This is a genomic window from Paenibacillus litoralis (assembly GCF_046244365.1).
Taxonomy (GTDB): domain Bacteria; phylum Bacillota; class Bacilli; order Paenibacillales; family NBRC-103111; genus Paenibacillus_V.
Window position 1 is genome coordinate 4,215,167 of record NZ_CP176395.1, and the last position, 24,024, is coordinate 4,239,190.

General features: G+C 51.9%; 22 protein-coding genes and 1 other annotated feature. Of the genes, 18 read left to right on the plus strand and 4 right to left on the minus strand.

The window, feature by feature from the left end:
• Positions 1 to 61: 61 nt before the first annotated feature.
• From ACKGJP_RS17510 to ACKGJP_RS17540, 7 genes are all read left to right on the plus strand, one after another.
• A complete protein-coding gene (locus tag ACKGJP_RS17510; protein WP_409346901.1) occupies positions 62 to 1,273 on the plus strand; it encodes a type II secretion system F family protein in 1,212 nt (403 codons plus the stop codon).
• Positions 1,274 to 1,513: 240 nt separating this feature from the next.
• Positions 1,514 to 1,897 carry a competence type IV pilus major pilin ComGC gene (locus tag ACKGJP_RS17515; protein WP_409346902.1) on the plus strand — a complete coding sequence of 128 codons (384 nt, stop codon included), beginning with the start codon at positions 1,514 to 1,516 and terminating at the stop codon, positions 1,895 to 1,897.
• Positions 1,898 to 1,975: 78 nt separating this feature from the next.
• Positions 1,976 to 2,794: a prepilin peptidase gene (locus tag ACKGJP_RS17520; protein ID WP_409346903.1), complete on the plus strand. Its 819-nt coding sequence runs from the start codon at positions 1,976 to 1,978 to the stop codon at positions 2,792 to 2,794.
• 39 nt (positions 2,795 to 2,833) lie between these two features.
• On the plus strand, positions 2,834 to 4,048 hold the full coding sequence (gene pilM, locus ACKGJP_RS17525; RefSeq protein ID WP_409346904.1) for a type IV pilus biogenesis protein PilM: 1,215 nt from the start codon (positions 2,834 to 2,836) through the stop codon (positions 4,046 to 4,048).
• Positions 4,045 to 4,992, plus strand: coding sequence for a PilN domain-containing protein (locus ACKGJP_RS17530; RefSeq protein WP_409346905.1), 948 nt, complete (start codon positions 4,045 to 4,047; stop codon positions 4,990 to 4,992). The genes pilM and ACKGJP_RS17530 overlap by 4 nt, the downstream gene beginning before the upstream one ends.
• A 4-nt stretch (positions 4,993 to 4,996) precedes the next feature.
• Positions 4,997 to 5,848, plus strand: coding sequence for a hypothetical protein (locus tag ACKGJP_RS17535; protein WP_409346906.1), 852 nt, complete (start codon positions 4,997 to 4,999; stop codon positions 5,846 to 5,848).
• 24 nt (positions 5,849 to 5,872) lie between these two features.
• Positions 5,873 to 6,481, plus strand: coding sequence for a copper amine oxidase N-terminal domain-containing protein (locus ACKGJP_RS17540; RefSeq protein ID WP_409346907.1), 609 nt, complete (start codon positions 5,873 to 5,875; stop codon positions 6,479 to 6,481).
• Between the two features lie 91 nt (positions 6,482 to 6,572).
• Here the strand turns inward: ACKGJP_RS17540 and ACKGJP_RS17545 are convergent, their stop codons facing one another.
• Positions 6,573 to 8,534 (minus strand): hypothetical protein, encoded by a 1,962-nt coding sequence (locus ACKGJP_RS17545; RefSeq protein ID WP_409346908.1) that lies wholly within the window; start codon positions 8,532 to 8,534, stop codon positions 6,573 to 6,575.
• A gap of 63 nt (positions 8,535 to 8,597) precedes the next feature.
• Between ACKGJP_RS17545 and ACKGJP_RS17550 the strand changes: the two genes are divergently transcribed.
• Positions 8,598 to 9,086: a prepilin-type N-terminal cleavage/methylation domain-containing protein gene (locus ACKGJP_RS17550; protein WP_409346909.1), complete on the plus strand. Its 489-nt coding sequence runs from the start codon at positions 8,598 to 8,600 to the stop codon at positions 9,084 to 9,086.
• 1 nt (position 9,087) lies between these two features.
• Positions 9,088 to 9,585: a PilW family protein gene (locus ACKGJP_RS17555; RefSeq protein WP_409346910.1), complete on the plus strand. Its 498-nt coding sequence runs from the start codon at positions 9,088 to 9,090 to the stop codon at positions 9,583 to 9,585.
• A gap of 199 nt (positions 9,586 to 9,784) precedes the next feature.
• On the opposite strand, the gene ACKGJP_RS17560 is transcribed toward ACKGJP_RS17555, so the two are convergent.
• Positions 9,785 to 10,390: a nitroreductase family protein gene (locus tag ACKGJP_RS17560; RefSeq protein ID WP_409346911.1), complete on the minus strand. Its 606-nt coding sequence runs from the start codon at positions 10,388 to 10,390 to the stop codon at positions 9,785 to 9,787.
• Positions 10,391 to 10,546: 156 nt separating this feature from the next.
• On the opposite strand from ACKGJP_RS17560, the gene ACKGJP_RS17565 reads away from it, so the two are divergent.
• On the plus strand, positions 10,547 to 10,762 hold the full coding sequence (locus ACKGJP_RS17565) for a hypothetical protein (RefSeq protein WP_409346912.1): 216 nt from the start codon (positions 10,547 to 10,549) through the stop codon (positions 10,760 to 10,762).
• 146 nt (positions 10,763 to 10,908) lie between these two features.
• Here the strand turns inward: ACKGJP_RS17565 and ACKGJP_RS17570 are convergent, their stop codons facing one another.
• Both ACKGJP_RS17570 and ACKGJP_RS17575 read right to left on the minus strand, forming a co-directional pair.
• Complete coding sequence (locus tag ACKGJP_RS17570; protein WP_409346913.1) at positions 10,909 to 12,720, minus strand: ABC transporter ATP-binding protein; 1,812 nt, start codon at positions 12,718 to 12,720, stop codon at positions 10,909 to 10,911.
• A gap of 4 nt (positions 12,721 to 12,724) precedes the next feature.
• Positions 12,725 to 14,512: an ABC transporter ATP-binding protein gene (locus tag ACKGJP_RS17575; RefSeq protein WP_409346914.1), complete on the minus strand. Its 1,788-nt coding sequence runs from the start codon at positions 14,510 to 14,512 to the stop codon at positions 12,725 to 12,727.
• A gap of 616 nt (positions 14,513 to 15,128) precedes the next feature.
• On the opposite strand from ACKGJP_RS17575, the gene ACKGJP_RS17580 reads away from it, so the two are divergent.
• From ACKGJP_RS17580 to ilvA, 8 genes are all read left to right on the plus strand, one after another.
• A complete protein-coding gene (locus ACKGJP_RS17580) occupies positions 15,129 to 17,375 on the plus strand; it encodes a DEAD/DEAH box helicase (protein ID WP_409347184.1) in 2,247 nt (748 codons plus the stop codon).
• Between the two features lie 104 nt (positions 17,376 to 17,479).
• The gene (locus ACKGJP_RS17585; protein ID WP_409346915.1) at positions 17,480 to 18,943 is read left to right on the plus strand and encodes a ribonuclease H-like domain-containing protein; all 1,464 of its coding nucleotides are present in this window, start codon (positions 17,480 to 17,482) and stop codon (positions 18,941 to 18,943) included.
• 158 nt (positions 18,944 to 19,101) lie between these two features.
• Positions 19,102 to 19,911, plus strand: coding sequence for an Fpg/Nei family DNA glycosylase (locus tag ACKGJP_RS17590; RefSeq protein WP_409346916.1), 810 nt, complete (start codon positions 19,102 to 19,104; stop codon positions 19,909 to 19,911).
• Positions 19,912 to 19,941: 30 nt separating this feature from the next.
• On the plus strand, positions 19,942 to 20,787 hold the full coding sequence (locus ACKGJP_RS17595) for a deoxyribonuclease IV (protein WP_409346917.1): 846 nt from the start codon (positions 19,942 to 19,944) through the stop codon (positions 20,785 to 20,787).
• The gene (locus ACKGJP_RS17600) at positions 20,784 to 21,137 is read left to right on the plus strand and encodes a cyclic-phosphate processing receiver domain-containing protein (protein ID WP_409346918.1); all 354 of its coding nucleotides are present in this window, start codon (positions 20,784 to 20,786) and stop codon (positions 21,135 to 21,137) included. Before ACKGJP_RS17595 ends, ACKGJP_RS17600 begins: the two co-directional genes overlap by 4 nt.
• A 76-nt stretch (positions 21,138 to 21,213) precedes the next feature.
• Positions 21,214 to 21,684: a YdeI/OmpD-associated family protein gene (locus ACKGJP_RS17605; protein WP_409346919.1), complete on the plus strand. Its 471-nt coding sequence runs from the start codon at positions 21,214 to 21,216 to the stop codon at positions 21,682 to 21,684.
• A gap of 50 nt (positions 21,685 to 21,734) precedes the next feature.
• Positions 21,735 to 22,505 (plus strand): ABC transporter ATP-binding protein, encoded by a 771-nt coding sequence (locus ACKGJP_RS17610; RefSeq protein WP_409347185.1) that lies wholly within the window; start codon positions 21,735 to 21,737, stop codon positions 22,503 to 22,505.
• A gap of 75 nt (positions 22,506 to 22,580) precedes the next feature.
• Positions 22,581 to 22,892 (plus strand) — a binding site (T-box leader).
• A 179-nt stretch (positions 22,893 to 23,071) separates the two neighbouring features.
• On the plus strand, positions 23,072 to 23,989 hold the full coding sequence (gene ilvA, locus ACKGJP_RS17615; RefSeq protein WP_409346920.1) for a threonine ammonia-lyase: 918 nt from the start codon (positions 23,072 to 23,074) through the stop codon (positions 23,987 to 23,989).
• Positions 23,990 to 24,024: the final 35 nt, after the last annotated feature.

The window sequence follows — 24,024 nt, forward strand, 5'->3', positions numbered from 1 at the left end:
TTAATCGTAGCTCTTGGATGGGGATGGAACCGGTATTACGACAGGAAGCGGGGTTGGGAATATGCCCAAATTCCGATATCGCGCAGTGGACGATGACGGCCGCGTTTACAAGGGTGTGGTCGATGCTCAGACTTTTCAGGTCGCGTCGGACGAGCTCCGCCGAAAAGGACTTTGGATTACCGAGCTTTTCGACCAAGGGACAAGCTTGCTTCACCGTGACATTTCCTTTGGCGAGCCGAGAATCAAGAACGAGGATTTTACGATTTTTTGCCGCCAGCTGGCTACTTTGTATAAAGCGGGCGTCAATATGGTTGAAGCCGTACGCGTGCTCGGCCAGCAAACTAGCGGCAAAGCATTTAAGAAAATTTTGCTCGAAATATCCGGGGACATGCAGCGAGGTACGCAGTTTTCGGTTGCCGCTGCGGCGTATCCGACCGTCTTTTCTTCGATATTTATCAATATGATCCGCGCCGGAGAGGCGAGCGGCAATCTCGACGAGATGCTGAACCGGTTGGCGATCTTCTATGAGAAGGAATATTACACACGTCAAAAGGTAAAGTCGGCAATGGTGTACCCCGCTATCATGGGGATCGTGACCGTCATCGTGATCATCATTCTGATGAACTTCGTCGTGCCTCGGCTCGTCGGCAATTTCGCTTCGATGGGACTGGAATTACCGCTTCCGACCCGAATTGTCATCGCTATTAGCGCGTGGATGAAGGCGTACTGGTATGTTGTGATTGCCGAGCTGTTCGTTCCTCCGATCGTCTACAAGCTGATCGCCCGAACGGAGAAGGGCAAATACCGAATCGATTTTATCAAATTGAAAATACCTGTTTTCGGGAAGCTGTGGCAAAAACAGGCGTTATCCCGGTTCAGCCGCACCTTCTGTTCGCTGTTCGCGGCTGCGATTCCGATGCTGCAAATGATGTCGATCGTTTCGGCGGTCGTCGGAAACGAAGTCATGGCCAAGCTGATCCGAGAAGCGCGCGAGGGCGTACGGGGAGGGGCTTCCATCACGGAGCCGCTGCGCAATTCCTGGTTGTTTCCCCCGATGGTCGTGCAGATGCTCGCGGTCGGCGAACGAACGGGGGCACTGGACACGATGCTGGAGAAAGTCGCCGATTTCTACGAGGCGGATGTCGACGCGATGGCCGACCGGTTGAAAGCGATGCTGGAGCCGCTAATGATTGTCGTCCTGGCCGTCATCGTCGGAACGATCGTGCTTGCCGTTATGCTGCCTTCGTTCAAGCTGATGGAGAATTTGCACTAATAAAGGTTATTTAAAAGTCACCTTATGATCACGATGCTAATCGAGAAGCGGATTCGACATCGAATCTTGGGTTTAACTTCGAAGTGCGGCGCTCATTTCGTTCTGCCTAAACTCCGCGCCTCCTTCTTCCGTTTTACCCAACCTTCTCGGTGCTGATCAGTCGACTTAATAAACATGCACGAATAGTGGTTTTAACGTTGTTAAAACATAAATGATTTTATTTTGAGGGGAGAGATTTTCATGGCAATCATGAAAATGAAACTGAAGCTTTACAAGAATCAAAAGGGTATGACGCTGATCGAGTTGCTTGCAGTTGTCGTTATTTTAGGGATATTGGCGGCTGTCGCAGGAACCGTAATCGTAAAAAGCTTCGACAGCGCAAAAACAAACGCAGATGCAACAAGCATCAAAGTCATTACTGATGCTGCTCAAAGATATGTGATGGATAAAAATCCGAGTGATGTATCAACCGTTACCGTAAATGCATTGGTTTCTGCTGGTTATTTACCGTCGGCTCCGGCTGCTACGGCAGACAAAAATAAGCCTGTCTTTAAATTAACTGTAACGAAAGATGCTGACGGGAATTATAAATTTGATGTTGTAGCAGCAGCAACATCATCTTAAACAGTATCAAGATAGTTCTTTTAAGGTAACTCCCCCGAGTTACCTTTCTTACTCCAAAGGGAAGGAGCTGCCGCTGGCATGCTTATCGATTTGGCTGATTTTTACGGGACGATGCTTCGCGATAACCTTTGGTTGCTGAGCGCCGTGTCGGCCGCGCTTGGTTTGTTAGTCGGCAGCTTCCTCAATGTGGTCGCGATTCGGCTTCCGCTGAAACGATCTATCGTTTATCCTCCGTCGCACTGCACGAGCTGTAAGCACCGCCTCCACGCGGTCGATCTCATACCGGTAGTGAGCTATTTGCTCCTGCGAGGGAAGTGCCGTTACTGCGGCCATCAAGTTTCGTCGTTCTACGCGGTAGGCGAGGTGGTGACCGCTGCGCTGTTTGCGGTTATCGCCTGGCAAACCGGATTTTCGGCGAATCTCGTTATCGGACTGCTATTTGCAGCCGTACTCGTTACCGCTTCAATCAGCGATTTGCATTACCGGCTCATTCCGGACCGGCTCGTCTTGTTCGGCGTCGTCGCAGGAGGCCTGCTCAGGTTATGGAATCATCCGCTACCGCTTTGGAACTACGCTGTGGCGTCTCTGCTGGGAGGCGCAATCCTGTTCGCATTGGCTTCGCTTGCTTCGTCCTTGATGAAGAAAGAAGCGCTTGGCGGGGGCGACTTGAAGCTTTTTGCTTTTGTCGGCATAGTGCTCGGAATAAAATTAACGCTGTTAACTTTGTTTGTGTCCAGCTTATTGGGTTCGGTCATTGGAATCCTGCTCATCGCCTCAGGCAAAATCAAACGCGAGGCTTATCTTCCGTTCGGACCGTTTATAGGGCTGGCGGGGGTGCTCGTTTTTTTGTGGGGGGAGCGCTGGATCGACTTCTATTTTTCTCTGATTCTAGGTTGATTTGGATCTTATATAAACAAAAAAAAGGAGGCTGCGGCAATGAAACTATCCGATATCATTCATCAAGTTTTGCCGGGGCGCACCTCCTTGGGATTGGAAATCACCGATACGTCCATCAAGCTGGCTGAGGTCGTCAGTGCAAAAAATCGGCAGCCTGAAATACGCCGCGTGCTCACTGAGAGCTTGCCGCCTGGCGTTGTCGAGGAAGGGAAGCTTATAAGACCGTTGGTTGTGATCCAGACGCTGCAAACGATGATTCATCGGGCGGGTATCAAAACTAAAAGGGTACATATGGTTGCGCCAAGTCAAATGCTGATGGTACGGTTTCTGAAAATGCCTGACATCCCGTATAAAGAGCTTTCAAAGGTGATCGATTTTGAAGTGAAGCACAACATTCACCTGCCGTTTGAAAATCCGTACTACGATTTTATGAAATTGAACGGCTCCAACCATTCGAAAGGGAAACGAAAAACAACGGCCAAGCTGCCGGCAGCCAGCGAACATGCAATGGCGTTCAATCAAGCGGCGGCTGCATCCGATGCCGGGCATTACGATCTGTCGAATTCGAGAGCTTCCTTATTTGACGATTACAGACAGGAGCAGAGAAACGAAGGCGAATCGCCTCTATCGATGCCATGCGATGTCATGCTGGTAGCTGCTCCCAAAGAGCTGATCGACAGCTATAAAGAAGCGGCGGAAGCGGCTGGTTTAAAGCCGGCTGCGATGGAGTTCAAGGCGCTATCGCTTTTTCGGTTGATTGAGCAGGAAGTAGCCGATGCACGATCGCAAACGTTGCTTGTTCTCGATATTAATGAAACCGCATCGGATATGAGCATTTTTCACGAGGGGCAGCTGAAAATAACGCGAAGCGTCCCGGTTTCCTTTGCCATAATGAAGGATGAGGAGGCTGACGCCACGATAAAGCCGGGGTTCGATTTGTTCGCCGAGTTCGAGCAGCCAAGCGATAATGACGGTTACGGGCAAGCCATTGGCGAGCTGGTGCATGAGCTGGAACGGTTAATGAATTTTTACCGGTATACGCTGAACAATCGCACGCAGCAATTTTCGGCGTTGTATATTTCGGGAGATGTGGAGAACGCGGACCGTATTGCAGAGACGCTTAAAAGCCGATTTTCCCAGCCGGTGGTGATGATTCCCTTGCGTTCGTTAAAGCTGAATCATCCGCAATTGCATGATGCGGCTCTCCGCTGCTCCGTCCCGATCGGATTAGCGATTAGGAGGGATCGGACATGAGATCGATCAACCTTTTGCCCCGGATTCCCATTGTGCAAAGACTGTTCGTTCCGCTGCTTGCAGGAACGGTTCTTATATTTGGTTGTTCGGGAGTCGCCATTACCTATGTCCATTTCAAAATGAAAACAGACGCAGAGCAGCAAAAACACGAACTTGCCGAGCTCGACAAGCAGATCGGGCGTTTAACCGCGGAGCGTCAAATCGATGCCGGCACGCAAACCTATCGGGCGCTCCTCGACGAGACGAAGAAGCTGTCCGATGCAAGAATGGATTGGCAGGCGGTTATGCAAGAATTGACGTCGCCGCTACCGTCCGCTTCACGATTGTCGGGGCTTTCGGCCAAGGCGGAGAAACTTTCGGTTATTTTGGATTTCTCGGATATGAAAGCAGCGGCCGAGTATGTTCGGACTTTACAGAAACAAAGCCTCTTCGATTCGGTCGCCATCAAGAGTGCGGAAGTGAAAGCATTCACGCCGCAGCTCGAGTCCGCTCAGTCGTTGCTGCCGCAGGGGATAGACCCGGTACCGGATGTCGCAGTTCCTTCCCTGGCGGAAGAGGAGCGTTCGGAGCCAGCAGCGCCGATTCCGTCTGCAGAGGCCGTTACGGCAGAGCAGCTAACCGAAGCGTGGCTGAAAAACAAGAAGGTCGAGCGAGATTCAGCCGATTCGCTTCTCCAGCAGCTTGATTGGATGATGTACCGGCAGCAGGCGAAGGAGCGGTATGGCATTTCGCTTCCCGAGCGTCCGGCCGCAGCGGGTTCAACCGCATCGTCTGCACCGTACGGAACGCCGGCTCCTACGCCGTCGCCATCCTCTGCGACAAGAAGCGTGCCGCCTGCTCGGACCCCGACCCCGGCACCGACTCCGTCGCCAACTGTGAAACCGGTCAACATTGTACAGCTCTCGCTGGACATTGTCCTGAAGCCGGTCATGCCAAGTAAGTAGGTGAATGATGGAACATGACTTATTGCGCGACTTGGTCGCGAAGCTGAGAAAACCGGCATTCGTTATTATTTTATTGGTCATAGCCGGATTGGTTGTCAATATAATGCTGCTAGTCCTCTTTATTGTGCCGGACTTGTTCTTGAAGGAGAACCAGCAATCCGCTCTTAACGCCAAGCAAAAACAAGTGGACGAATGGATGGCCCGTCCGCTTCCTGCGCTCGCATCTCCGGCGGATTTCCGGAAGCTATACGGGCAATTGCCTTCGCAGCCCGATACGGCAGGCTTCGTCCTGCACTTGAGAGAACTGGAGCTGACAACCGGGGTGACCTTGTCATCCGTCGGTTTTGGAAAAGGGAGCGGTCCATCTGCAAGCAACCTGGAGTCTGAGCTTGCCAAAGCAACTTCCGCCAATGGCAATTCGTCCGGCGCGCAGCCCTCGCCAAGTCCTCAGACTTCGTATGGTACGGGATTTGCGGAAAATAAGCCGAAGCTGGTGCAGCAAGAGGAAGCTTCTTTAACCATAAGCGGAACGTACGCGCAATCGATCGACTTTATCAACCGCTTGCGCTTGCTGGAGCGAATCGCGACGTTGAACGAATGGGATATGGTGATCGGATCCGCGTCGTCTCGAGCGGATAACTCGAGCCTATCCGGGCTGCGCGACGAAACCGATCAAACGATCACCACTACGATCAAGCTTACGATCTATTATTCTAAAGCCATGGAGCCAGGGGAAAGCGGCTCTGCAACCGGTCAGACGAAGAGGGATGCGAGCGTTCGAAGCGGCGATCCGACGTTATCCGACGCAGCGTTCCGAGACATACTTGGCCAATCGGGTCATACGACAAATCCATAAAGTTAACTGGCGGAGGCGTGTACGATGAACAAAAAAACAGTTCTTGCCGCGCTCGTTCTCATGCTGCTATGCAGCGGCGCTGCTTGGGCGGAAGGCAGATACCGCACGATTGAAGTGTATATTGACAAGATTCAGGTCGCGGTAAACGGACACCGAACGAATATCGACAAGGAGTCGATATTCTACGAGGGCTCCGTTTATGTGCCGCTTCGCAGTTTAGCCGAGATGCTGGGCGCCAAAACGACATGGGACAACGAGACGCGAACGGTCGAACTCGATTTTCTTGCCGATCGCGACGAAGTCGTGGAGTCGGCCTATTATAAAGGCTTGTATCAGTACATGGCGTTGGAGCATCAAAGAAATATGAGCATGATGATCGAGGCATTCGGCAATGACGATACGGCGAAGCTGCGTAAGGTCGCCGACTCGTACGAGAGCCTGAAGTCCTTAAGCGCCAGCATTCTGGACAACGGCACGGCGGAGGTTATCGCCAAGCTGACCATGTCGGTGGAATGGCTTCGCGGAGGTTGGGAAACCAAAAAGCCGGATAGTGATATTCAGCTGGCATGGGCCGCTTTTAAAGAAAATGCAGGTCAATTGAATGAACTCTTGCGAGCTAAACTTCATATGTAACGAGTAATCTTTAAGTGAAAGTCACCGCAAAGAAAACTCCCTGTTTGAACGCTTCTTAGAAGTCGATCGCAGGGAGTTTTTGCGAGCCGGGCTATTTGGTCGACCAGTCGCCGAATTCGAGCTGGGGGTCGCTTCCCGCAGTGCCTCCGGCGGGAGGGAAGCAATCGATGACGACCCCGCCTGGAGGCTTCCAGCCGGAGGATACGTATATCTCCTTGCCTGTCGTAAGGCCTCCTACATGAACCGTCCCGGAACCGCCATCCAAGTTGCCGAAGGTGATGGTGTCAATCGAGCCGACAAAACTTTTGACGTCTATCTTGTTGCTGCCGGCGAATTCGATTTTGTTTTTGGATAGGACGGTTCCGTCGACGTTCAAATTACCGATTTGTCCGCTGAACCTGAAGCCGGCACCGTTGCCATACGTACTGCCTGACAGCATCGAGTCCTTCACATGCAGATTCCCTACATATTTGAAACCGAGTGAGCCGGCCGCATAAATCGAACCGTCGATCGTCGTGCCGGAAATCGTATTGTCGAACGTTACGTTGCGTCCGCTGCTGATGCTTCCCGTCAAGCTGAAATTGTCCAGCGATCCGTTAAACAGGACATCTTGGCCGGCAATGATCGATCCGCTGCCCGTTAGGGCAAAGGAATTCGTGCTGCTTTGGAATTGCACCGTACCGCCGCCGCTGATCGAGCCGTTTATGGCTGCACTGCCCAAATGCGAAAAGGTCAAATTACCTGCTGATCGAATCGAGCCGCCCTGCAGCTTAAGCTCATTGACCGTCCCGCCGAACGCGATGTCTCCTTGGCTGCTGACGTTTTGTCCGACAAGGAGTTTACCGATACTTTGAAATGTGAGATTGTCTTTTGCTACGATCGATTGGCCGATATCCGCGGAGCCGATCGAACCGGAATAAGCGATTCCTTTGCGGCTGCTTATGGTGCCGGAAACTTTAAGCTTCGCCAGATTATCATGCTGGATGCCCGTCTCCGCCAATATAGAGCCGCCGACCGTGAGACCGACCGAAGCGTCGTCGATGCCTTTAAAGTTGATGTCGGCTTTGCTGCTGATCGTTCCGCCGATTTGAACGGCTTTAGCGCCGTTAAAGGAGATCGGCCCACCGGAAATGATATTGCCGGCGACAGTCAATTTTTGCAAATAGGAATTGATCTTGATATTGCCGCCTGCGATCATATTTCCGTTAATCGTAATGTCGGTGAAATTATTCGATATTTCAATATCGCCGCCCGCCGCCAGGTCGCCGTTTACGACCAGGACATTGCCCCCTTTGTTGGAAATGGTAATATTTCCGGAATAGGCAGTAGGGCCTTGCGGGCTATCGCTGATTTGACGGTTCCCGGCGGTCAAGGAGTAACCGGCTAGCGGGACATTTAAAGGTGCGATTGGCGTGACCGGTGTTAGCGGCAGCGGACGCTCGGCCATTTTGGCATCGAAATAGCTTTCGAATTGTTGTTTGTACTGCACGAAAGGAATCGATGTATCGACTAAGGGTGCCGAGTTGTCTTCGGTTACGAAAATTTTATGGCTGTTGCCGTGCTGGCTGTAAAGGGGCGGATCCGCAACTGCGATGACATCCTTGCCGAAAATCGCACCCGCCGTGCCTGTAGAGCCGGGGGTGAGCTTGAACCGCAAGGTGACGGATTTATCCTTGGCAAGCTTATCCGAACCGACGGTACGGGCCGATGTCAGCTTGAAGTAGGAGCTGTCGAGCGTGTCGATCCCGAACGATAAACTCGGTTTATGGTCCAGCGTCAATGGCTTCGCGTTGAAAGCCGAAACGAAAGCTTCTACCTGCGGTTGACCCAAATTGAGCTTCTGGGTTGCAACGGCTTCCTTTAACGCGCGTTTTGCGATGGCGGCTCCGGATTCTGCGGCATAGTTGGCGACCTCGATATTTTCGCCTTTTTTGGAGCTGGTATATCCCTGCATGGCCGCGGTTAATAACGAGACGGCGAGGATCGAAACGAGAAAGACGAGAAAGAGAGCGAGCAGCAGGGCGGAACCTCGCTCGTTAGCCGTTAGTTTCAACTGACAGACTTCCTTTCGGTACAGGAGTAAGCTATAGTTTTTCTATGTAAGGATGTGAACGCGTTGAAGTCGGAAAAGGGAATCACTTTAATTGAGCTGCTCGTCGCTATCGTGATCGTCACCATGTTGGTCTTATCGATCTCGTATTTGTTTACCAAAACGTACGAAAATTCGTATCGCGAAGAGAAAAAAGACGTATCGGTCAATATCGCCCGTACGGTCATGGAAGAGCTGAAGCGGAAGCTCAAAACGACGTCGGCTGTCGAAACGATTTACGAACAACCCGTCAATCTCGCGGGTTTGCGCCAGCTTCCTGGCTCGGAAATCAAACAACCTTCCGTCTACTTTCCGTCCGCATCGGACAAGCAATACGAAATCGTGATCAGCGTTCTTCACTTCGAGGACCAAAATTATCCGATTACGGATACGAACAATAAAAGCTTCGTTTTCAAGCTGAGCGACTTTTTCTCGCTTATTCAGGTAGAGGTCAAGCAGCATTCGATGAATACGAGCTACAAGGTGCAAAGTTATATGGAAATAAAGGGTGATTGAGATGCGGATCAAGTCAGAGAGAGGCGTTACCCTTATCGAGCTGCTCGCCGCGATTACGATCATGGCATTCGTCATTGGACTGGTTACGACGCTAATCTATCAAAGCAACTTAGGCTATAAAACGATAACGTCGCGAGAGTTTGTGCAAGAGCATTCTCGGATGTTTACCGAGCATCTGGTTAATCAAGTGCGCGCCAAGAAATATACGTCGGTCGGTCAGCCCGATCCCGCCGGCAATCAGCAGGTGCTGCTCGCACTCGATCTCCAGGACGAGCATATCCGTTATTTGTACGATGCGGCAGCCCAAACCATATCGGTCGAAATCCGGAAAGGCTCGGATAAAACCGTAATGAAGCTTACGGATCAAATCGTAAACACGGCTAGCGAGAAAATCGTGACGGTAAAGGGTGACAGGATCGACGTTCATTTGAAATATCAAGTTTCGAATACGAACGTACAGGAGTACCGCACAACCGTTTACGTCCCGTCCTGGCAATAATGATCGCTCTATTATACCATAAATTCGACAAATTTCGTCAGACGGCGAACCTTTTCAAGCAGTTTGCCGAGCTCATAGCATACGTAGCCGAGACTCCCTCCTAGAAGGGCGCCGATCAGAATGTGGACGAGCAGGGAACCAAAGGAAAGAGGAGGGATCCGTCGTTTGGACGAATTCCTCCTCTTGTTATGATACGATCTTAAGGCTTGGCGGTAAAGGAGCCCTCCAAAAGCAGTTCTTCCAAAGGACGCCTTGTGCTGGGAACCTCGCGTTCCCGATTCCGTTCCGAGAGGGAGGCGGGATCGCCGCGGTAGCCGATCGCAATGACCGCAAGCGGTTCGTATTCTTCGGGAATCCCAAGCGTTTCTATGGCTTGCTGCCGGTTGAATCCGCCCATGGCGTGCGTAATTAACCCTTGCGCCACACCTTCCAATGCGAGATATCCCCAGGCTGCGCCGGCATCGAATGCATAGGAGGAGCTCGGGCTGCCTTTGGATGTCGTCTTTTTGGACAGGGCGAGGACGAGAACCGGCGCTTGCGCGCACCACTCCGTATTGAACGGATTGATGAACGACAAGAAGCGTTCGCGATCTTCGGGTTTTCTCGCTATTATATAACGCCACGGTTGTTCATTGCTTCCGGAAGGAGCCCAGCGCGCCGCTTCGAATAATCGATACAATACATTCTCGGGAATATCCTTGGCGGCAAAAGCGCGTGGCGACCAACGGTTGAGCAGAACGGGCATGATCTCATGCTCCGGCTTTCGGGTTGCAGCGGCTTCCGGCGTAACTTGAGACTCGGACATTTCAGATCTCCTCTCTTCAGGCGGATATCTTCTATTGTACCCTAATTCGGCATGCAAAAGCCAAATGCTTACAGAATGCGGCTTCGGGTGAATGACTTGATCGCGAAGTGGGCAAAATAACGAGTGGAACGACTATGAAGCTGCGAGGTGAGTGGGATGAGCCTGAACAGTCAAGATATTACGGTGGTCGAGCAAGCGCTTAATCATGCGATCGAAATGGAAGAAGACGAACGGCAGGTGCGCATGTACCGCGAAGTTCTGCTGAAGCTTCACTTAAGCTCTTTACAAGCGGTAAGCGGAATGATGGAGCCTGGAACGATGTTCGATGACGGCTTCCGCTACGATTATGACGACTCCTCTGATTTGAAGTAAATAAGCAGCGCGAACCGCGGATAAGGCCGTAACTTTTCCCGGGAAAGCGCAGGATGCGACAGAGAAGCCCGTTATCTGTCGTCCGGACGCACAAAAGCCTCGACCTTGTCGAGGCTTTTCGAATTTATGCTTATAACGTTGCACGGTCAGGCGCCGGTTGCACGCTGCTCGATACTTTGCTGCATCGCATATTGATTATAATACAGGTTAGCGTACATGCCGCCTTGCTTCAAAAGATCGTCATGGGAGCCGCTTTCGGCAATCCGGCCGTTCTGTATGACCATAATGATATCGGCATCGCGAATCGTGGAAAGCCGGTGAGCGATGATGAATGCGGTCCGGTCCTTTAACAAATGCTGCAGCGCTTCTTGAATATGCTGTTCCGTCTCCGTGTCGACGCTGGACGTTGCCTCGTCGAGAATGAGGATTCGCGGATCGGCCAGCAGCACGCGCCCGAACGCTAGCAGTTGCCTCTGGCCTACAGACAGCTTCGAGCCGCGCTCCTCGACCTGGGTTTGCAGGCCGTCCGGCATCTTATCCAGGAATCGGTCGATGCGAACGCTGCGGATGACCTCATCCATCTGCTCCTTGGTTGCATGCTTATTGCCGTACAGAAGGTTTTCCTCGATCGTTCCCGAGAAAATGAACGAGTCCTGCAGTACGATGCCCATCTGGCTTCGCAGCGAGGAGAGCGTAACCTGCTTCAGATCGTGGCCGTCGATTTTAACCTGGCCATCAGTAGGGTCGTAGAACCGCATAAGTAGGTTGACGATCGTACTCTTGCCGGCCCCGGTCGGTCCGACAAGCGCAATGCGCTGTCCGGGCTTGGCTTCAAAGCCGATGCCGTGCAGAACATCCGGCTTATCGGGACCGTATCGGAAGCTCGCACTCTCGAATGCAACCTTCCCGGTGATAGGCGGCAGCGGTTTAGCGCTGGCTTGGTCCTTTACCTCCGGTTCGGTGTCGAGTATTTCAAAAATGCGTTCCGCCGATACCATCGCCGACAAGAGCTGGCTGTATACTTTGGAGAGCGAGCTAAGTGGTCCCCAGAAGCGAAACAGGAATAGAATGAATGCGCTGACGAGTCCGATCGACAGGTCGCCGTTCATGACCCTTACCGAGCCGTACCACATGACCAAACAGGTGCCGAGAGTGCCGATTAACTCAACGAGCGGCCATACCATCGATTCGAGCGAGACGGCCTTAAGGAACGCTTTTTTGTTCTTTTGATTAATTTCCTTGAACTTATGATCGTTCGTTTCCTGCCTGGAGAACGCTTGAATAACGCGTATGCCCTGTATCGTTTCGTTCAGATTACCGTTGATCGCGGACATCGATTTGCGGGAGCGGGTCCAGGCCGACTCGATCTTCGGACGGAACCGGGTGACGATCAAGAACAAGAACGGAAGGACGGTGAAGGCGACAAGCGCGAGCTTCCAGTCCCAATACAGCAAAATGATGACAATCCCGACAAGATGCGTCAGTTCCATCAGCAGCGTAATTAAACCGCCGTTAATAAGCTCGCCGATGGCGTTCGTGTCGTTCGTGATGCGGGACATGATTTTGCCGGCAGGCCGTCCGTCAAAAAAACGGAAGGAGAGCGACTGCAAATGATCGAACAACTGCCGGCGAAGCTCGAACAGGATGCGCTGACCGGTTTCGTTGATGTACCGGATCTGAATATACCCGAACAACCAACTGGCGAGCCGAATGCCCAGCAGCGTGAATCCGATGATATTGAGCAGCGTCAGGTTTTTGCCAACCATGCCTTCGTCGATGGCGTAGCGAATGAGAATCGGCTCGGCAAGGCTCAGCAGCATGTTGAAAATGACGACGATGGCAATGAATCCCATTCGTTTCTTGTGCGGCTTTAAGTAAGCGAACATTCGCTTCATATAGGTTTTATTTAAGGGGCGGTCTTTGTCATCCTCATCCGTATCCCATTCAAACTGGCTCATGCTCTCACCTTCCTTCCGCTTTCGCAAGCACGCCATCTTGTTCGGAATGGCCGCTGCCCGATTTATCTTGCAGGTTGAACAATTTTCTGAAAAAGCCGTCGCTTTCGTATAGCTCTTGGTGGGTACCTTCCTGAGCGATACTGCCGTCTTCAAGCACCAGAATGCGGTCTGCGCGCTGAATCGAGGAGAGCCGCTGCGCGACGATAAACGTCGTACGTCCTTGCATAACCTCGTGCAGGGCTTCATGGATGGCCGATTCCGTAGCCGTATCCACACTCGCCGTCGCCTCGTCGAGAACAAGTATAGGCGGATCGAGCAGAATGGCACGGGCAAGCGCCACGCGCTGCCTCTGGCCGCCCGACAAGCCGACGCCGCGTTCGCCGATCAAAGTATCGTAGCCGTTCGGCTGCGTGTCGATGAAATCGTGGATTTGCGCCTTACGGGAAGCCCATTCGATCTGCTCCTGCGTCGCTTCCGGCCTGCCGTATGCGATGTTGTCGCGGATCGTAGCCGAGAATAAGAACGTTTCTTGAGGGACGATACCGACTTTGCGCCTAAGCTCCATCAGGTCGTAGTCCTTGACGTCGCGCCCGTCGATCAGCACTTCCCCTTCCGTCACGTCGTAAAAACGGGACAGCAAGTGCGTGATGCTGCTTTTACCGGAGCCTGTCGCGCCAAGTAGGGCGACTGCTTCGCCCGGGCGCGCCTCGAAGCTGATGTCGCTTAGCACCATAGGCGCGTTCTCCGCGCTGTTCGGGAATCGGAACGACACGTGGTTGAAACGGACGTAGCCCTGAATCGATTGTGCGCTTATCGAGCCGTTCGGCCGCGTGTCGATGTCGACCTCGGTATCCAATATTTCGAAAACCCGCGGCGCGGCTTTGAAAGCTTGCTGCATGATATTGACGAGCCAGCCGAGCATGTTGAGCGGCCAGACGATTCCCCAGATGTACCACTGGAAGGCCATCAGTTCGCCGACCGTCATTTCTCCCTTCGCCACATAATAGCCTCCCACCCATAGCATCAGGAGGAAGATGATCCCGCCGTAAAAGCCGAGCAGCGGAAAGGAGTGCGCTTCGATCTTGGCGCGCGACATGTTGGAGTCGAAATTCGTTTCGTTCCGGTCGTTGAACTTCCGCTGCTCCAGCTTCTCCTGCGAGAAAGCTTTAACGACGCGGATGCCGGAGATATTCTCCTGAAGCGTTGTCGTCAGCTTGCCCATTTGCTCGCGGATGGCGCCCCAGGCAGGACCGACTTTTCGGTTGAACTGGCGTAACGCGATCAGAAGCGGGGGGATCGTGATCATGCTGATCAGCGTCGTCTTCCAGTGAATGTTCAGCATCACGATGACGGTTCCGACGAAAGAAACGGCGCCGGTCGCCATCAGCATCCCCCCGAACCCGATGAAGTTTTTGACGGCTTCGATATCACCGGTCATCCGCGACATGATTTGTCCGGTCTGCGCTTTGTCGTAATACCCGAAGGAAAGCCTTTGCAGGTGGGCGTAGAGCGACTGGCGCAAATCAAAAATAACGTCTTGGCCGAGCCGCTCCTGCGAATAGTTTTGCAAATACATGATCCCGCTTTTGAAAATTTGACCGATGCCAAGCAACCCGGCATAGAGGACGATCGCCCGCACATTCGAATTGGAAATGCCTACGTCGATCGTTTGCTTAAGCAGCCAAGGTGCGATCAGATCGAACGCAATTCCCGCAATCATGGCCAAGGCGGCATAGACAAACCAGCGCTTGTAAGGAAGCGCGAACCTAGCCAACCTGGTGAACATTGTCATGGTGTGAACCCTCCTATTAAGCGTTTCTGTGGAAACGCACTTCGTAAGCGGCAAACAGCAGGGCTTGCCGCTAAATAACTGCATGTGCTCGCCGAAACTTTGCGAAAAAATAAAAAACCACCGTTAACCACCGGTGGTCGCCTAAAAATCTTGATCTGCGCCGTCCGAATCGGAACCGCGAGCTCAACATTTCGACACACCTGGCATATGAAAGCGGAACGTATTTCCAGCGAATTGAAAAGGAAGGAACGTATGCATATAGATAGACCGCCTTTCACAAAAAATGGAATCTCTTCTTTGGAAAGCGTACCATCCTCGGGCGATCGCCGCAATAGAAAAAAACGATTTAACCGATTTTCCCCGAAATCCGGTAATCGTACGTGGCTACGGATGACATCGAGCAATCGCGTATTGCCGTGCGAACGTACATTCTATACGGTTGGAGAAGGGGAAGGACGCACCTTTTCGGCATTTTGCACACAAATTAGGTCGCCGCTGTTAAGCCGGGGGCTTTTTTCTTTTTACCTGGAAGGTTATAATGACGAGAACGACTGTTCTATTCGGGTGCGGGTTTATGAGAAACTTACACCATAAGGTAATGAGGTGGGCTAGCATGATTAGGAAAAAACAACTTCCGGAATTGATACAGGATTTAAGAGCCAATGAAAATATAATTAACTGGCATGAGATAGAACCGCAGGAAGCGAAAACAAAGCCGATTCCAGCCAGTGTAGATCATAGAATAAAATCCGCTTTAATCAAAAGGGGGATAAGCGAACTATATACACACCAGCATACCGCTTATGAAACGGCGCGTAAGGGCGAAAATATAGTGGCCGTTACCCCGACCGCTTCGGGAAAAACATTATGTTACAACCTTCCTGTATTACAAGCGGTAGCCGAGGACGACGATAGCCGAGCGCTATACTTATTCCCGACGAAAGCTCTGGCGCAAGATCAAAAAAGCGAACTTAACGAAATCATTGCCGAAATGGGAATCGATATTAAAAGTTTTACCTATGACGGCGATACTTCCCCGGCAATACGACAACTAGTAAGAAATGTCGGTCATATCGTCATAACGAATCCCGATATGCTGCATGGCGCCATTCTGCCGCATCATACCAAATGGGTGAGTTTGTTTAGTAACCTTAAATATATTGTCATCGATGAACTGCATACCTACCGGGGCGTATTCGGGAGCCATGTAGCGAATGTGGTACGCAGACTGAAGCGGATTTGCAAATTTTACGGAAGCAATCCGCAGTTTATTTGTACTTCCGCTACAATAGCCAACCCGAAGGAGCTGGCCGAACAGCTGACCGGAAGCCCTATGCGGTTGATTGACGATAACGGTGCGCCTAGGGGAAGGAAGCATTTTGTTTTTTATAATCCTCCGATTGTCAATAAACCGTTAAATATTCGAAAAAGTTCTACTGTCGAGGTAAACCACTTAGCCAGGGAGTTTTTAGCGAATAAAATACAGACGATCGTGTTTGCGCGAAGCCGTGTGCGGGTTGAAATCATCTTAAGCCACATACAGGAGCTGGTTAAAAACGAGATCGGGGCCAAATCCATACGGGGATATCGGGGCGGATATTTGCCGAATCAGCGGCGCGAGATTGAAAGAGGATTAAGGAACGGGGAGATTTTAGGTGTTGTAAGTACAAATGCTTTAGAGTTAGGCGTAGACATAGGACAGCTGCAAGTCTGCATCATGACCGGTTATCCTGGAAGCGTAGCCAGTACGTGGCAGCAAGCGGGCCGGGCCGGCAGACGGCATGGGGAAGCCCTGATTCTAATGGTGGCAAGCAACACGCCGATTGACCAGTATGTCGTCCAAAACCCGGAGTATTTCTTTGATCGTTCCCCGGAATCCGCAAGAATTAACCCGGAAAATTTGATTATTCTTGTAGATCATTTGCGTTGTGCGGCATATGAACTGCCCTTTAAGACAGGGGAAGAATTCGGGCCTTTAGAAATTGAAGAAATATTAGAATTCCTAGTAGATGAAAGGGTCCTGCATCATGCGGGCGATACGTTTTATTGGGCGAATCAGTCCTTCCCTGCCAGTGAAGTGAACTTGCGGTCGGCTGCGGGGGAGAATGTAGTAATCGTAGACCAATCGGACATTGCCAACGTGAAAATCATAGGGGAAATGGATCGGTTTAGCGCCATGACCCTTCTGCACGACGAAGCTATATATTTGCACGAAGGCGTACAATTTCAAGTCGAGAAACTGGATTGGGAGCATAAGAAAGCATATGTAAGGGAAGTGGATGTCGAGTATTATACAGATGCTAACTTAGCTGTAAAACTAAAAGTCTTATCGATTGACCGAACGGAGAAAAGACGAACAACTTCGATCCATTTCGGCGACGCAGTAGTTAATGCCATGGCAACCATCTTCAAAAAAATCCGTCTGACCAGTTTCGAAAATATTGGTTACGGCCAGGTGAATCTCCCCGAAGAAGAATTGCACACCAGCGCGACGTGGATTGAGTTACATGAGGTTGACCCGACTATAGAAACGAAAACATTGGAGCAGCTTTTATTAGGGGTATCCAATGTAATAAGGCATATCGTACCCATTCATGTTATGTGCGACCGTAGCGATATTCACGTAGTTTCACAAATAAGGGCCGAGCATACGCAGTTGCCAACGATTTTTATTTATGACCATTACCCGGGCGGTATCGGCTTAGCGGAAGACGTTTATAAACGCTTCGATGAAATAAAGGCAGCGGCAAGAAATTTAATTCGAAAATGTCCGTGTGAAGACGGCTGCCCTTCGTGTATAGGTACTGAAATAGACGGCCTAAACGCTAAACAAAAAAGCGTAGAATTGTTGGGGCTGATTTAGATAACCGTGCTTCAGGATCTTGTTTCATCAAAATCAATCGGCAGAGCGGCTGAATGACTAAATGGATCAGTGAAAACGAGCGAAAGCGGGAAGGGGAGTGCTGAATGAGCTTGCTCAGGGAAAAGCTTAGCCGTTTGACCAAGCCTGCCGCAGCAGGGAAGACGCAGCGTGCGGATTCGGGCGAAATGACGGAGCTGTCTGTAGACGGTAATGGGGAACGTCGGTCTGAAGGTAACGAGCGGAATGCGGAGCGAACAAGCTTCCCCTCCCGGTCCGAATGCTTCGAAGAGCCCGAGCATAAGAACGAGTGGGCGGTTTGCGGGGCGCAGCTATTCGAAACCGAGAACGGATCGTTCGTTATGCGCAGAACAAGTTATTCGCTCGAGCATCGGCACGGGCGCTATTGGCTGAAAGATATCCATAAGCATGCCGGTGAGTTGAACGCGTTTTTGGAAGACGGTCAAGAATCTGCAGGACCGGAGAACTTGCTTTTTTTCGATACGGAAACGACCGGTCTCGGCCACGGTGCGGGGAACGTCCCGTTTATGCTCGGCCTCGGCTACTTTGAACGGGAGGCGTTTGTCATCGAACAAATGCTCATGCGCAACCCGGCCGAAGAAGTCGCCATGCTGGCTTATCTGGAAACGCTGCTAAAGCGGTTTACGCATTTGGTTTCCTATAACGGAAGGGCGTTCGATTGGCCGATCGTCAAAAATCGTTACGTGCTGAACCGGATGAAGCAGGATAGCAAGCAGATTGGGCATCTCGACTTTTTATACGCATCGCGCAGCTTATGGCGCCATACGCTGCCTTCCTGCAAGCTCGGTAAAGTGGAGGAAGAAAAGCTGGGCTTCACGCGTACGGACGATGTGCTGGGATCGCTTGCTCCTACCTTGTACTTTTTGTACTTGGCCGAGAAGGATCCGTCCGTGCTGAAGGGCGTTTTCGAGCATAACGAGCATGATATCTTATCGCTTGCCGGACTTGCCGTCTTACTGTCGCGCAGATTGAACGGGTTATGGAGCGCGGAACGTATGGAAGAGGAAGAGTTGTACCGCTTGGGACTTTGGCTTGATAAAATGGGGAAAAGCGAGCTGTCCGAACGTGCGTTCGGTGAGCTGCTCAGCCGACCGGAGCGGGAAAGCGGCCGTTATTGGAGCGGCTTGGCCGGATACTACAAACAAAAAGGCGAGTGGACGAAAGCGGTCAAGCTGTGGCATCGCGCAGCGGATGAACGCACCGAACAGTCGATGGCGGGACTTGAGCCGTTTATCGAATTGGCCAAATATTACGAGCATCGCAGCAAACAATTCGTGGAGGCGCTCCGGTATGCGGAGGAAGCGCAGAAGCTGGCCTGGAAACGGGCGGCTCTAAGCCGGCGCGACGCTAAACTGAAGGAAGTATGCGACGAGCTGCGCAAACGGATCGAGCGGCTGCGGGAGAAGCAAACGCGGCTGGATCTGCTTGAAGCGGGCGGCGAGGACACGGCCCAGGCGAGAAATGTCGAGGCCAAAAAGACTCGGCCCCAAGCCGGGCGTGTTTTGACGCAGGGGACGATGACGTTTTAGCTGCGCCAAGCGGCGTGAAAGCATGTCTTGAAGCTATTAACATAGGCGATGTATAAAGGTCTGGCTGTCCGGCGATTAATAGGGACAGCGGTTCGAGCCTTTCTCGTTAAGAGGTTTCCGGTTCGGCCTGCGGGATTTAGGAGAGCGGGTGAACGCTTATGCCGGAGCTTCCGGAAATGGAGACATACAAACAGCAACTGATGCCCCGTGTGGCCGGAAAGACGATTACAGGATGTGAAGTTACTCGTCTCAAATCGGTCAATTGCTCACCGGATGCGTTCTGTTCTACGGTGATCGGGCGCAAAGTGGTTCGGATCGAAAGACGCGCGAAACAGCTTTTATTTTTGCTTGACGACGGGCATGTTTTACTGCTCCATCTGATGCTGGGCGGTGCTCTGTTCTGGGGGGCGCCGGAAGAGAAGCCTGACCGAACGGTTCAGGTTGCGCTTGCTTTCGGTCGAGAAACGCTGCATTTTATCGGCTTGCGTCTCGGATATTTGCATCTTTTATCTATAGAAGAAACTGAGAAGGAGCTAAACGGGCTTGGGCCGGAGCCGCTCGAACCTTCGTTTACCGAGCATGCATTCCGGCAATTGGCGTCTCGGAAGCGCGGCAGTCTGAAGGCCAGTCTGGTCGATCAGCATTTTATTGCAGGGATCGGGAACTGTTATTCCGATGAGGTGTGTTTTGCCGCGGGTCTCTTGCCTTCGCGCAAAATCGAAAAGCTGGACGAGGCGGAGGGCGGCCGGCTATATCGGTCCATCCAGACCGTTCTGCGCGAAGCGGCGGGATATGGCGGATATATGGATATGCCCCTTTATGTTGGAGATAAGCTAACCGGCGGCTCGGACGCAAGATGCCGCGTGTACGACAGGGAAGGCGAACCGTGCGTGAGATGCGGAACGCCGATAGCACGGGCCGACGTCGGATCGCGCAAATCGTTCTGCTGTTCGCATTGTCAGCATTGATTCGATGGAGTTGCGAAGGAGGGGCTACACATGTATATCGGCAGCCATGTCAGTACGCGCGGAGGCTATGCGGAGGCGGCGAAAACGGCTTTGAAGATCGGCGCGAACGCATTTCAATATTTTCCGAAAAATCCGAGAAGCTTGACGGTCAAATCTTTCGATGCGCGCGATGCGGAAGCTTGCGCGTTCTTTTGCCGTGAGCATGGGCTGCTATCTATCGCGCATTCCCCATATCCCACGAATCTAATGGCGGAAGACGAGCGGAGCGTTCAACTGACAGTGGCTTCGCTGCGAAACGATCTTGCGATTGCCGACCGCTGCGGCTCCGTTGGCGTTGTGGTACATTTTGGTAAGTGGAAATCGAATGACCCGTTACAAGGCTATAAAAATAGTATACAATGTCTTAATGAGGTGCTGGCCGGCTACGACGGGAACGCGCTGCTGCTTATCGAGAACCAGGCGGGTGAAGGAACGGTTGTCGGAACGACCTTGGAAGAAATGGTTTCCATACGCAAGCTTACTCAATACCCCGATAAGATAGGCTTTTGTTTGGATACTTGTCATGCGTTCGCGAGCGGCCTTTGGGCGGGGGACGATTGGACGGCGCTTGAGGAACGCGGCGCGGCGCTCGGTTATTTCGAACATTTGAAGGCTATCCATTTGAATGATTCGGTGTATGCCTATGGCGGCCGTCGCGATCGCCACGCGAATATCGGCAAAGGGTTTATCGGGGAGACGCACTTTCGGATACTGCTGCAGTCTGCATACATAAGGCGAATTCCCGTCGTTCTTGAAACGGAACCGGGAAGAGACCGAACGCACCGGGAAGAAATCGCCTATGTCAGGTCCATTGCCGGAACGGAGGATCCCGGATGATTCATGTATATCTTGACGATTTTCGCCCATGTCCGAAAGGTTTCGTCCATGCCGCCAACGCCGAAGAGTGCATTCTGCTTCTCGATGAATGCGATATCGATGTGCTTTCGCTCGATTACGATTTGGGATGGCATGCGCCGACCGGACTCGATATCGTTCGTCATATGATCGCCCATTCCCGTTACGCGAAGACCATCTATTTGCATTCGTCCAGCGCGATCGGCAGGCAGAAAATGTATGAACTGCTTTACCTCCATAAGCCGGAGGCGGTTCAATTATTTATGCATGCCATGCCGCTGGAACTGCTGCGTCGGATAGCAGACGAGACTTCAAACAATAAGAGGGCGTAGGGACGAATGAGCCGGACGGCGGACTACTGCCGAGGCCCGGATTGATTTCGTGAAGCTGAGGGTGGAGGTTGCCGAGATGACGGCGCAGTCGTTTTCCGCTGTTTTGCAAAGACCGGACATGGCGGGCTCATGGACGTATTTGACGGTGCCTTTTGCCGTGGAGGCCGTCTATGGCACGAAGTCGCGATTTCCTGTAAAAGGAACGATTAACGGACATCCGTTTCAAAGTTCTTTGATGCCGCAAGGGAACGATGTCCATATTCTGGTCGTCAATCAGACGATACGGGATGCCATAGGCGCTCATGCGGGTGACCGTGTGGACGTGATGCTGGAGCCGGATACGGTGAAGCGATCGGTCGAGGTGCCGGAGTCATTTCGCGAAGCGCTCGCAGGGGCGCCGGAAGCGAATGCGGTTTTTGAATCGTTCGCCTATTCCCATCAGAAGGAGTACGTGGACTGGATCAGCTCCGCCAAAAAGGAAGAAACCAAAGCGAACCGTATCGCCAAAGCGATCGTGATGCTGGCAAACAAAAAGAGATTGAAATGATCGGCTGGAGAAACAAACAAAACTAAAAACTAACGGTGATGAACATGAATTTGATTCAATTGACGGATATCAACTTTAAAAGGGAATCGCGCTCCATTTTGCGCGATGTGCAGTTTCGCATGCAGGAAGGCGAGCATTGGGTCATTCTGGGACGAAACGGCTCGGGTAAAACGACGATTTTGGAAATGATGAACGGCTATCATTTTCCTTCATCCGGACGCGTAGAAGTATTGGGTAACGAATACGGCAAATGCGATATTCGCGAAGTGCGCAAACGGATCGGCTATATCAGCCAGTCCCTATTCGAGAAGCTGAACCTGGGTGATCCGGTTTGGGAAGTCGTCGCAACGGGAGAATACGGTTTTCTCCGTTTTTATCAAGAGATCGATCAGGCGGTTATCGATAAAGCGGTCGCCATGCTCGAAACCGTTCAGATGGCGCATGTCAAGGATCAGCCGCTCGGCACGTTGTCCCAAGGAGAGCGCAAGAAGGTCATGCTGGCGCGCGCTCTGATGTCGAGTCCGGAAATTCTGATTATGGACGAGCCGTGTGCAGGGCTTGATCTGTACGAAAGAGAACGGCTGCTCGTAAATATCAACGCGCTTAGCAAGCAAAACATAAGCCTGGTGTACGTTACGCACCATATCGAGGAAATTATGCCGCTGTTCACGCATGTAGCGCTTTTGGAGCAAGGGGAAATGATCGCTTCCGGAGAGAAAATGGAGGTGCTCCACGCGGAAAATCTGCAAAGAGCCTACCAAGTTCCTCTTGCCGTCGAATGGTTCCAGGATCGTCCTTGGATTAAAGTGTTGCCGGAATAGGGCGATTCGATCAGGCCTATTGCAACGATTGCTTCTTTTTGCTATCATAAGGCTAATTTACAATTCGTTTCATAATGAAAGCCATTGACGAGGAAGAGTATGTGAAAGTCCGGAGCTTCAGAGAGTCGGCGGTTGCTGCGAGCCGACGTTCCGTTTTTACAGAAAATCACCTCTGAGGCGTAATCCGAATCCGTTCGATCGGCAGCCTTGCTGTCGACTAGCCGGACATGACGACTTTCGCATAAAGCGTCGTGCGAGTAGGTGTTACCGGAACTCCACCGTTACAGGGAGCGGCATATGATGGTATGCCAGTAAGCGCCGGTTAAGCCTGTACTCAAGCATGCAGCCGGAACTAGGGTGGTAACGCGAGAATCTCTCGTCCCTTTTGGGGACGGGAGTTTTTTATTTTTCTCTGCGATATTCATCGAAAGTATTGAAAACGAACGGTAAATTAGGCGTAATACCGTAATGTCATTTTATTAAAGTAAGGGCTGGTGGTTTTCGATGGGGATTACCAAGTAAACGTTCAACAAATTGTGCAGGCTAGAAACCGGTTGAGGCCGGTCGTGCATCAAACGCCTCTGCAGCATTCCACTACATTCAGCGCAATGACCGGTACCGAGATTTATATGAAGCTGGAAAGTCTGCAAAAAACGGGCGCCTTCAAGCTGCGCGGGGCTTATAACAAAATAGCCCTGCTTCCCGAAGCGGAGCGCCGGCTCGGCGTCGTTACGGCTTCGGCGGGAAATCATGCGCAAGGCGTGGCCTGTGCGGCGTCTGCGTTCGGTGTTCCGGCTACCGTATTCATGCCTGTATCGGCGCCTCAGAGCAAACGGCTGGCTACGGAAAACTACGGATCGCAAGTGATGCTCGTAGGCAGCAATTACGACGAAGCCTACGCGGCCGCTCGCAGTTACGCAAAAGAGACAGGAGCTGCCTTCGTTCACGCGTTTGACGATCCGGATGTTATTGCAGGCCAAGGCACCATCGGTCTTGACATTATGGATGAGCTTCCGGATGCCGAAACGATAGTCGTGCCGATCGGGGGCGGCGGTCTGATCAGCGGTGTCGCTCTTGCGGCGAAGACGATCAATCCGTCCATTCGCATCATCGGCGTGCAGCCGGAAAAATCGAATGCGATGGCGCTGTCTTATCATAACAAGCAGTTGATACCGATTGAGTCTCCTGCCTCTATTGCTGACGGATTGAACGTAAAACGGCCTGGCAATATTCCGTTTTCCATGATCAGACGCTTGGTGGATGAAGTGGTAACCGTTCCGGAAGAGGCGATTATGCATGCGATGCTGCTTTATTTGGAGCGCGCAAAGCAGTTGGTCGAAGGCGCCGGCGCAGTTTCATTGGCAGCGATTCTCGGCGGTTTCGTAGACGTCAGAGGGAAACGGACGGTAGCAATCGTGAGCGGCGGGAACGTCGATCTGACGAGGATCGGAGCGTTGGCTCAGCTTCAGGCGAATCATAAGTAGTCTCGCTTCAAATAAATGTAATGACATTAATGATA

Coding starts and splice junctions, on each gene's coding strand:
- ACKGJP_RS17510 (WP_409346901.1), top strand. CDS start 62: ATGCCCAAATTCCGATATCGCGCAGTGGACGATGACGGCCGCGTTTAC.
- ACKGJP_RS17515 (WP_409346902.1), top strand. CDS start 1,514: ATGGCAATCATGAAAATGAAACTGAAGCTTTACAAGAATCAAAAGGGT.
- ACKGJP_RS17520 (WP_409346903.1), top strand. CDS start 1,976: ATGCTTATCGATTTGGCTGATTTTTACGGGACGATGCTTCGCGATAAC.
- pilM (WP_409346904.1), top strand. CDS start 2,834: ATGAAACTATCCGATATCATTCATCAAGTTTTGCCGGGGCGCACCTCC.
- ACKGJP_RS17530 (WP_409346905.1), top strand. CDS start 4,045: ATGAGATCGATCAACCTTTTGCCCCGGATTCCCATTGTGCAAAGACTG.
- ACKGJP_RS17535 (WP_409346906.1), top strand. CDS start 4,997: ATGATGGAACATGACTTATTGCGCGACTTGGTCGCGAAGCTGAGAAAA.
- ACKGJP_RS17540 (WP_409346907.1), top strand. CDS start 5,873: ATGAACAAAAAAACAGTTCTTGCCGCGCTCGTTCTCATGCTGCTATGC.
- ACKGJP_RS17555 (WP_409346910.1), top strand. CDS start 9,088: ATGCGGATCAAGTCAGAGAGAGGCGTTACCCTTATCGAGCTGCTCGCC.
- ACKGJP_RS17560 (WP_409346911.1), bottom strand. CDS start 10,390: ATGTCCGAGTCTCAAGTTACGCCGGAAGCCGCTGCAACCCGAAAGCCG.
- ACKGJP_RS17565 (WP_409346912.1), top strand. CDS start 10,547: ATGAGCCTGAACAGTCAAGATATTACGGTGGTCGAGCAAGCGCTTAAT.
- ACKGJP_RS17570 (WP_409346913.1), bottom strand. CDS start 12,720: ATGAGCCAGTTTGAATGGGATACGGATGAGGATGACAAAGACCGCCCC.
- ACKGJP_RS17575 (WP_409346914.1), bottom strand. CDS start 14,512: ATGACAATGTTCACCAGGTTGGCTAGGTTCGCGCTTCCTTACAAGCGC.
- ACKGJP_RS17585 (WP_409346915.1), top strand. CDS start 17,480: ATGAGCTTGCTCAGGGAAAAGCTTAGCCGTTTGACCAAGCCTGCCGCA.
- ACKGJP_RS17590 (WP_409346916.1), top strand. CDS start 19,102: ATGCCGGAGCTTCCGGAAATGGAGACATACAAACAGCAACTGATGCCC.
- ACKGJP_RS17595 (WP_409346917.1), top strand. CDS start 19,942: ATGTATATCGGCAGCCATGTCAGTACGCGCGGAGGCTATGCGGAGGCG.
- ACKGJP_RS17600 (WP_409346918.1), top strand. CDS start 20,784: ATGATTCATGTATATCTTGACGATTTTCGCCCATGTCCGAAAGGTTTC.
- ACKGJP_RS17605 (WP_409346919.1), top strand. CDS start 21,214: ATGACGGCGCAGTCGTTTTCCGCTGTTTTGCAAAGACCGGACATGGCG.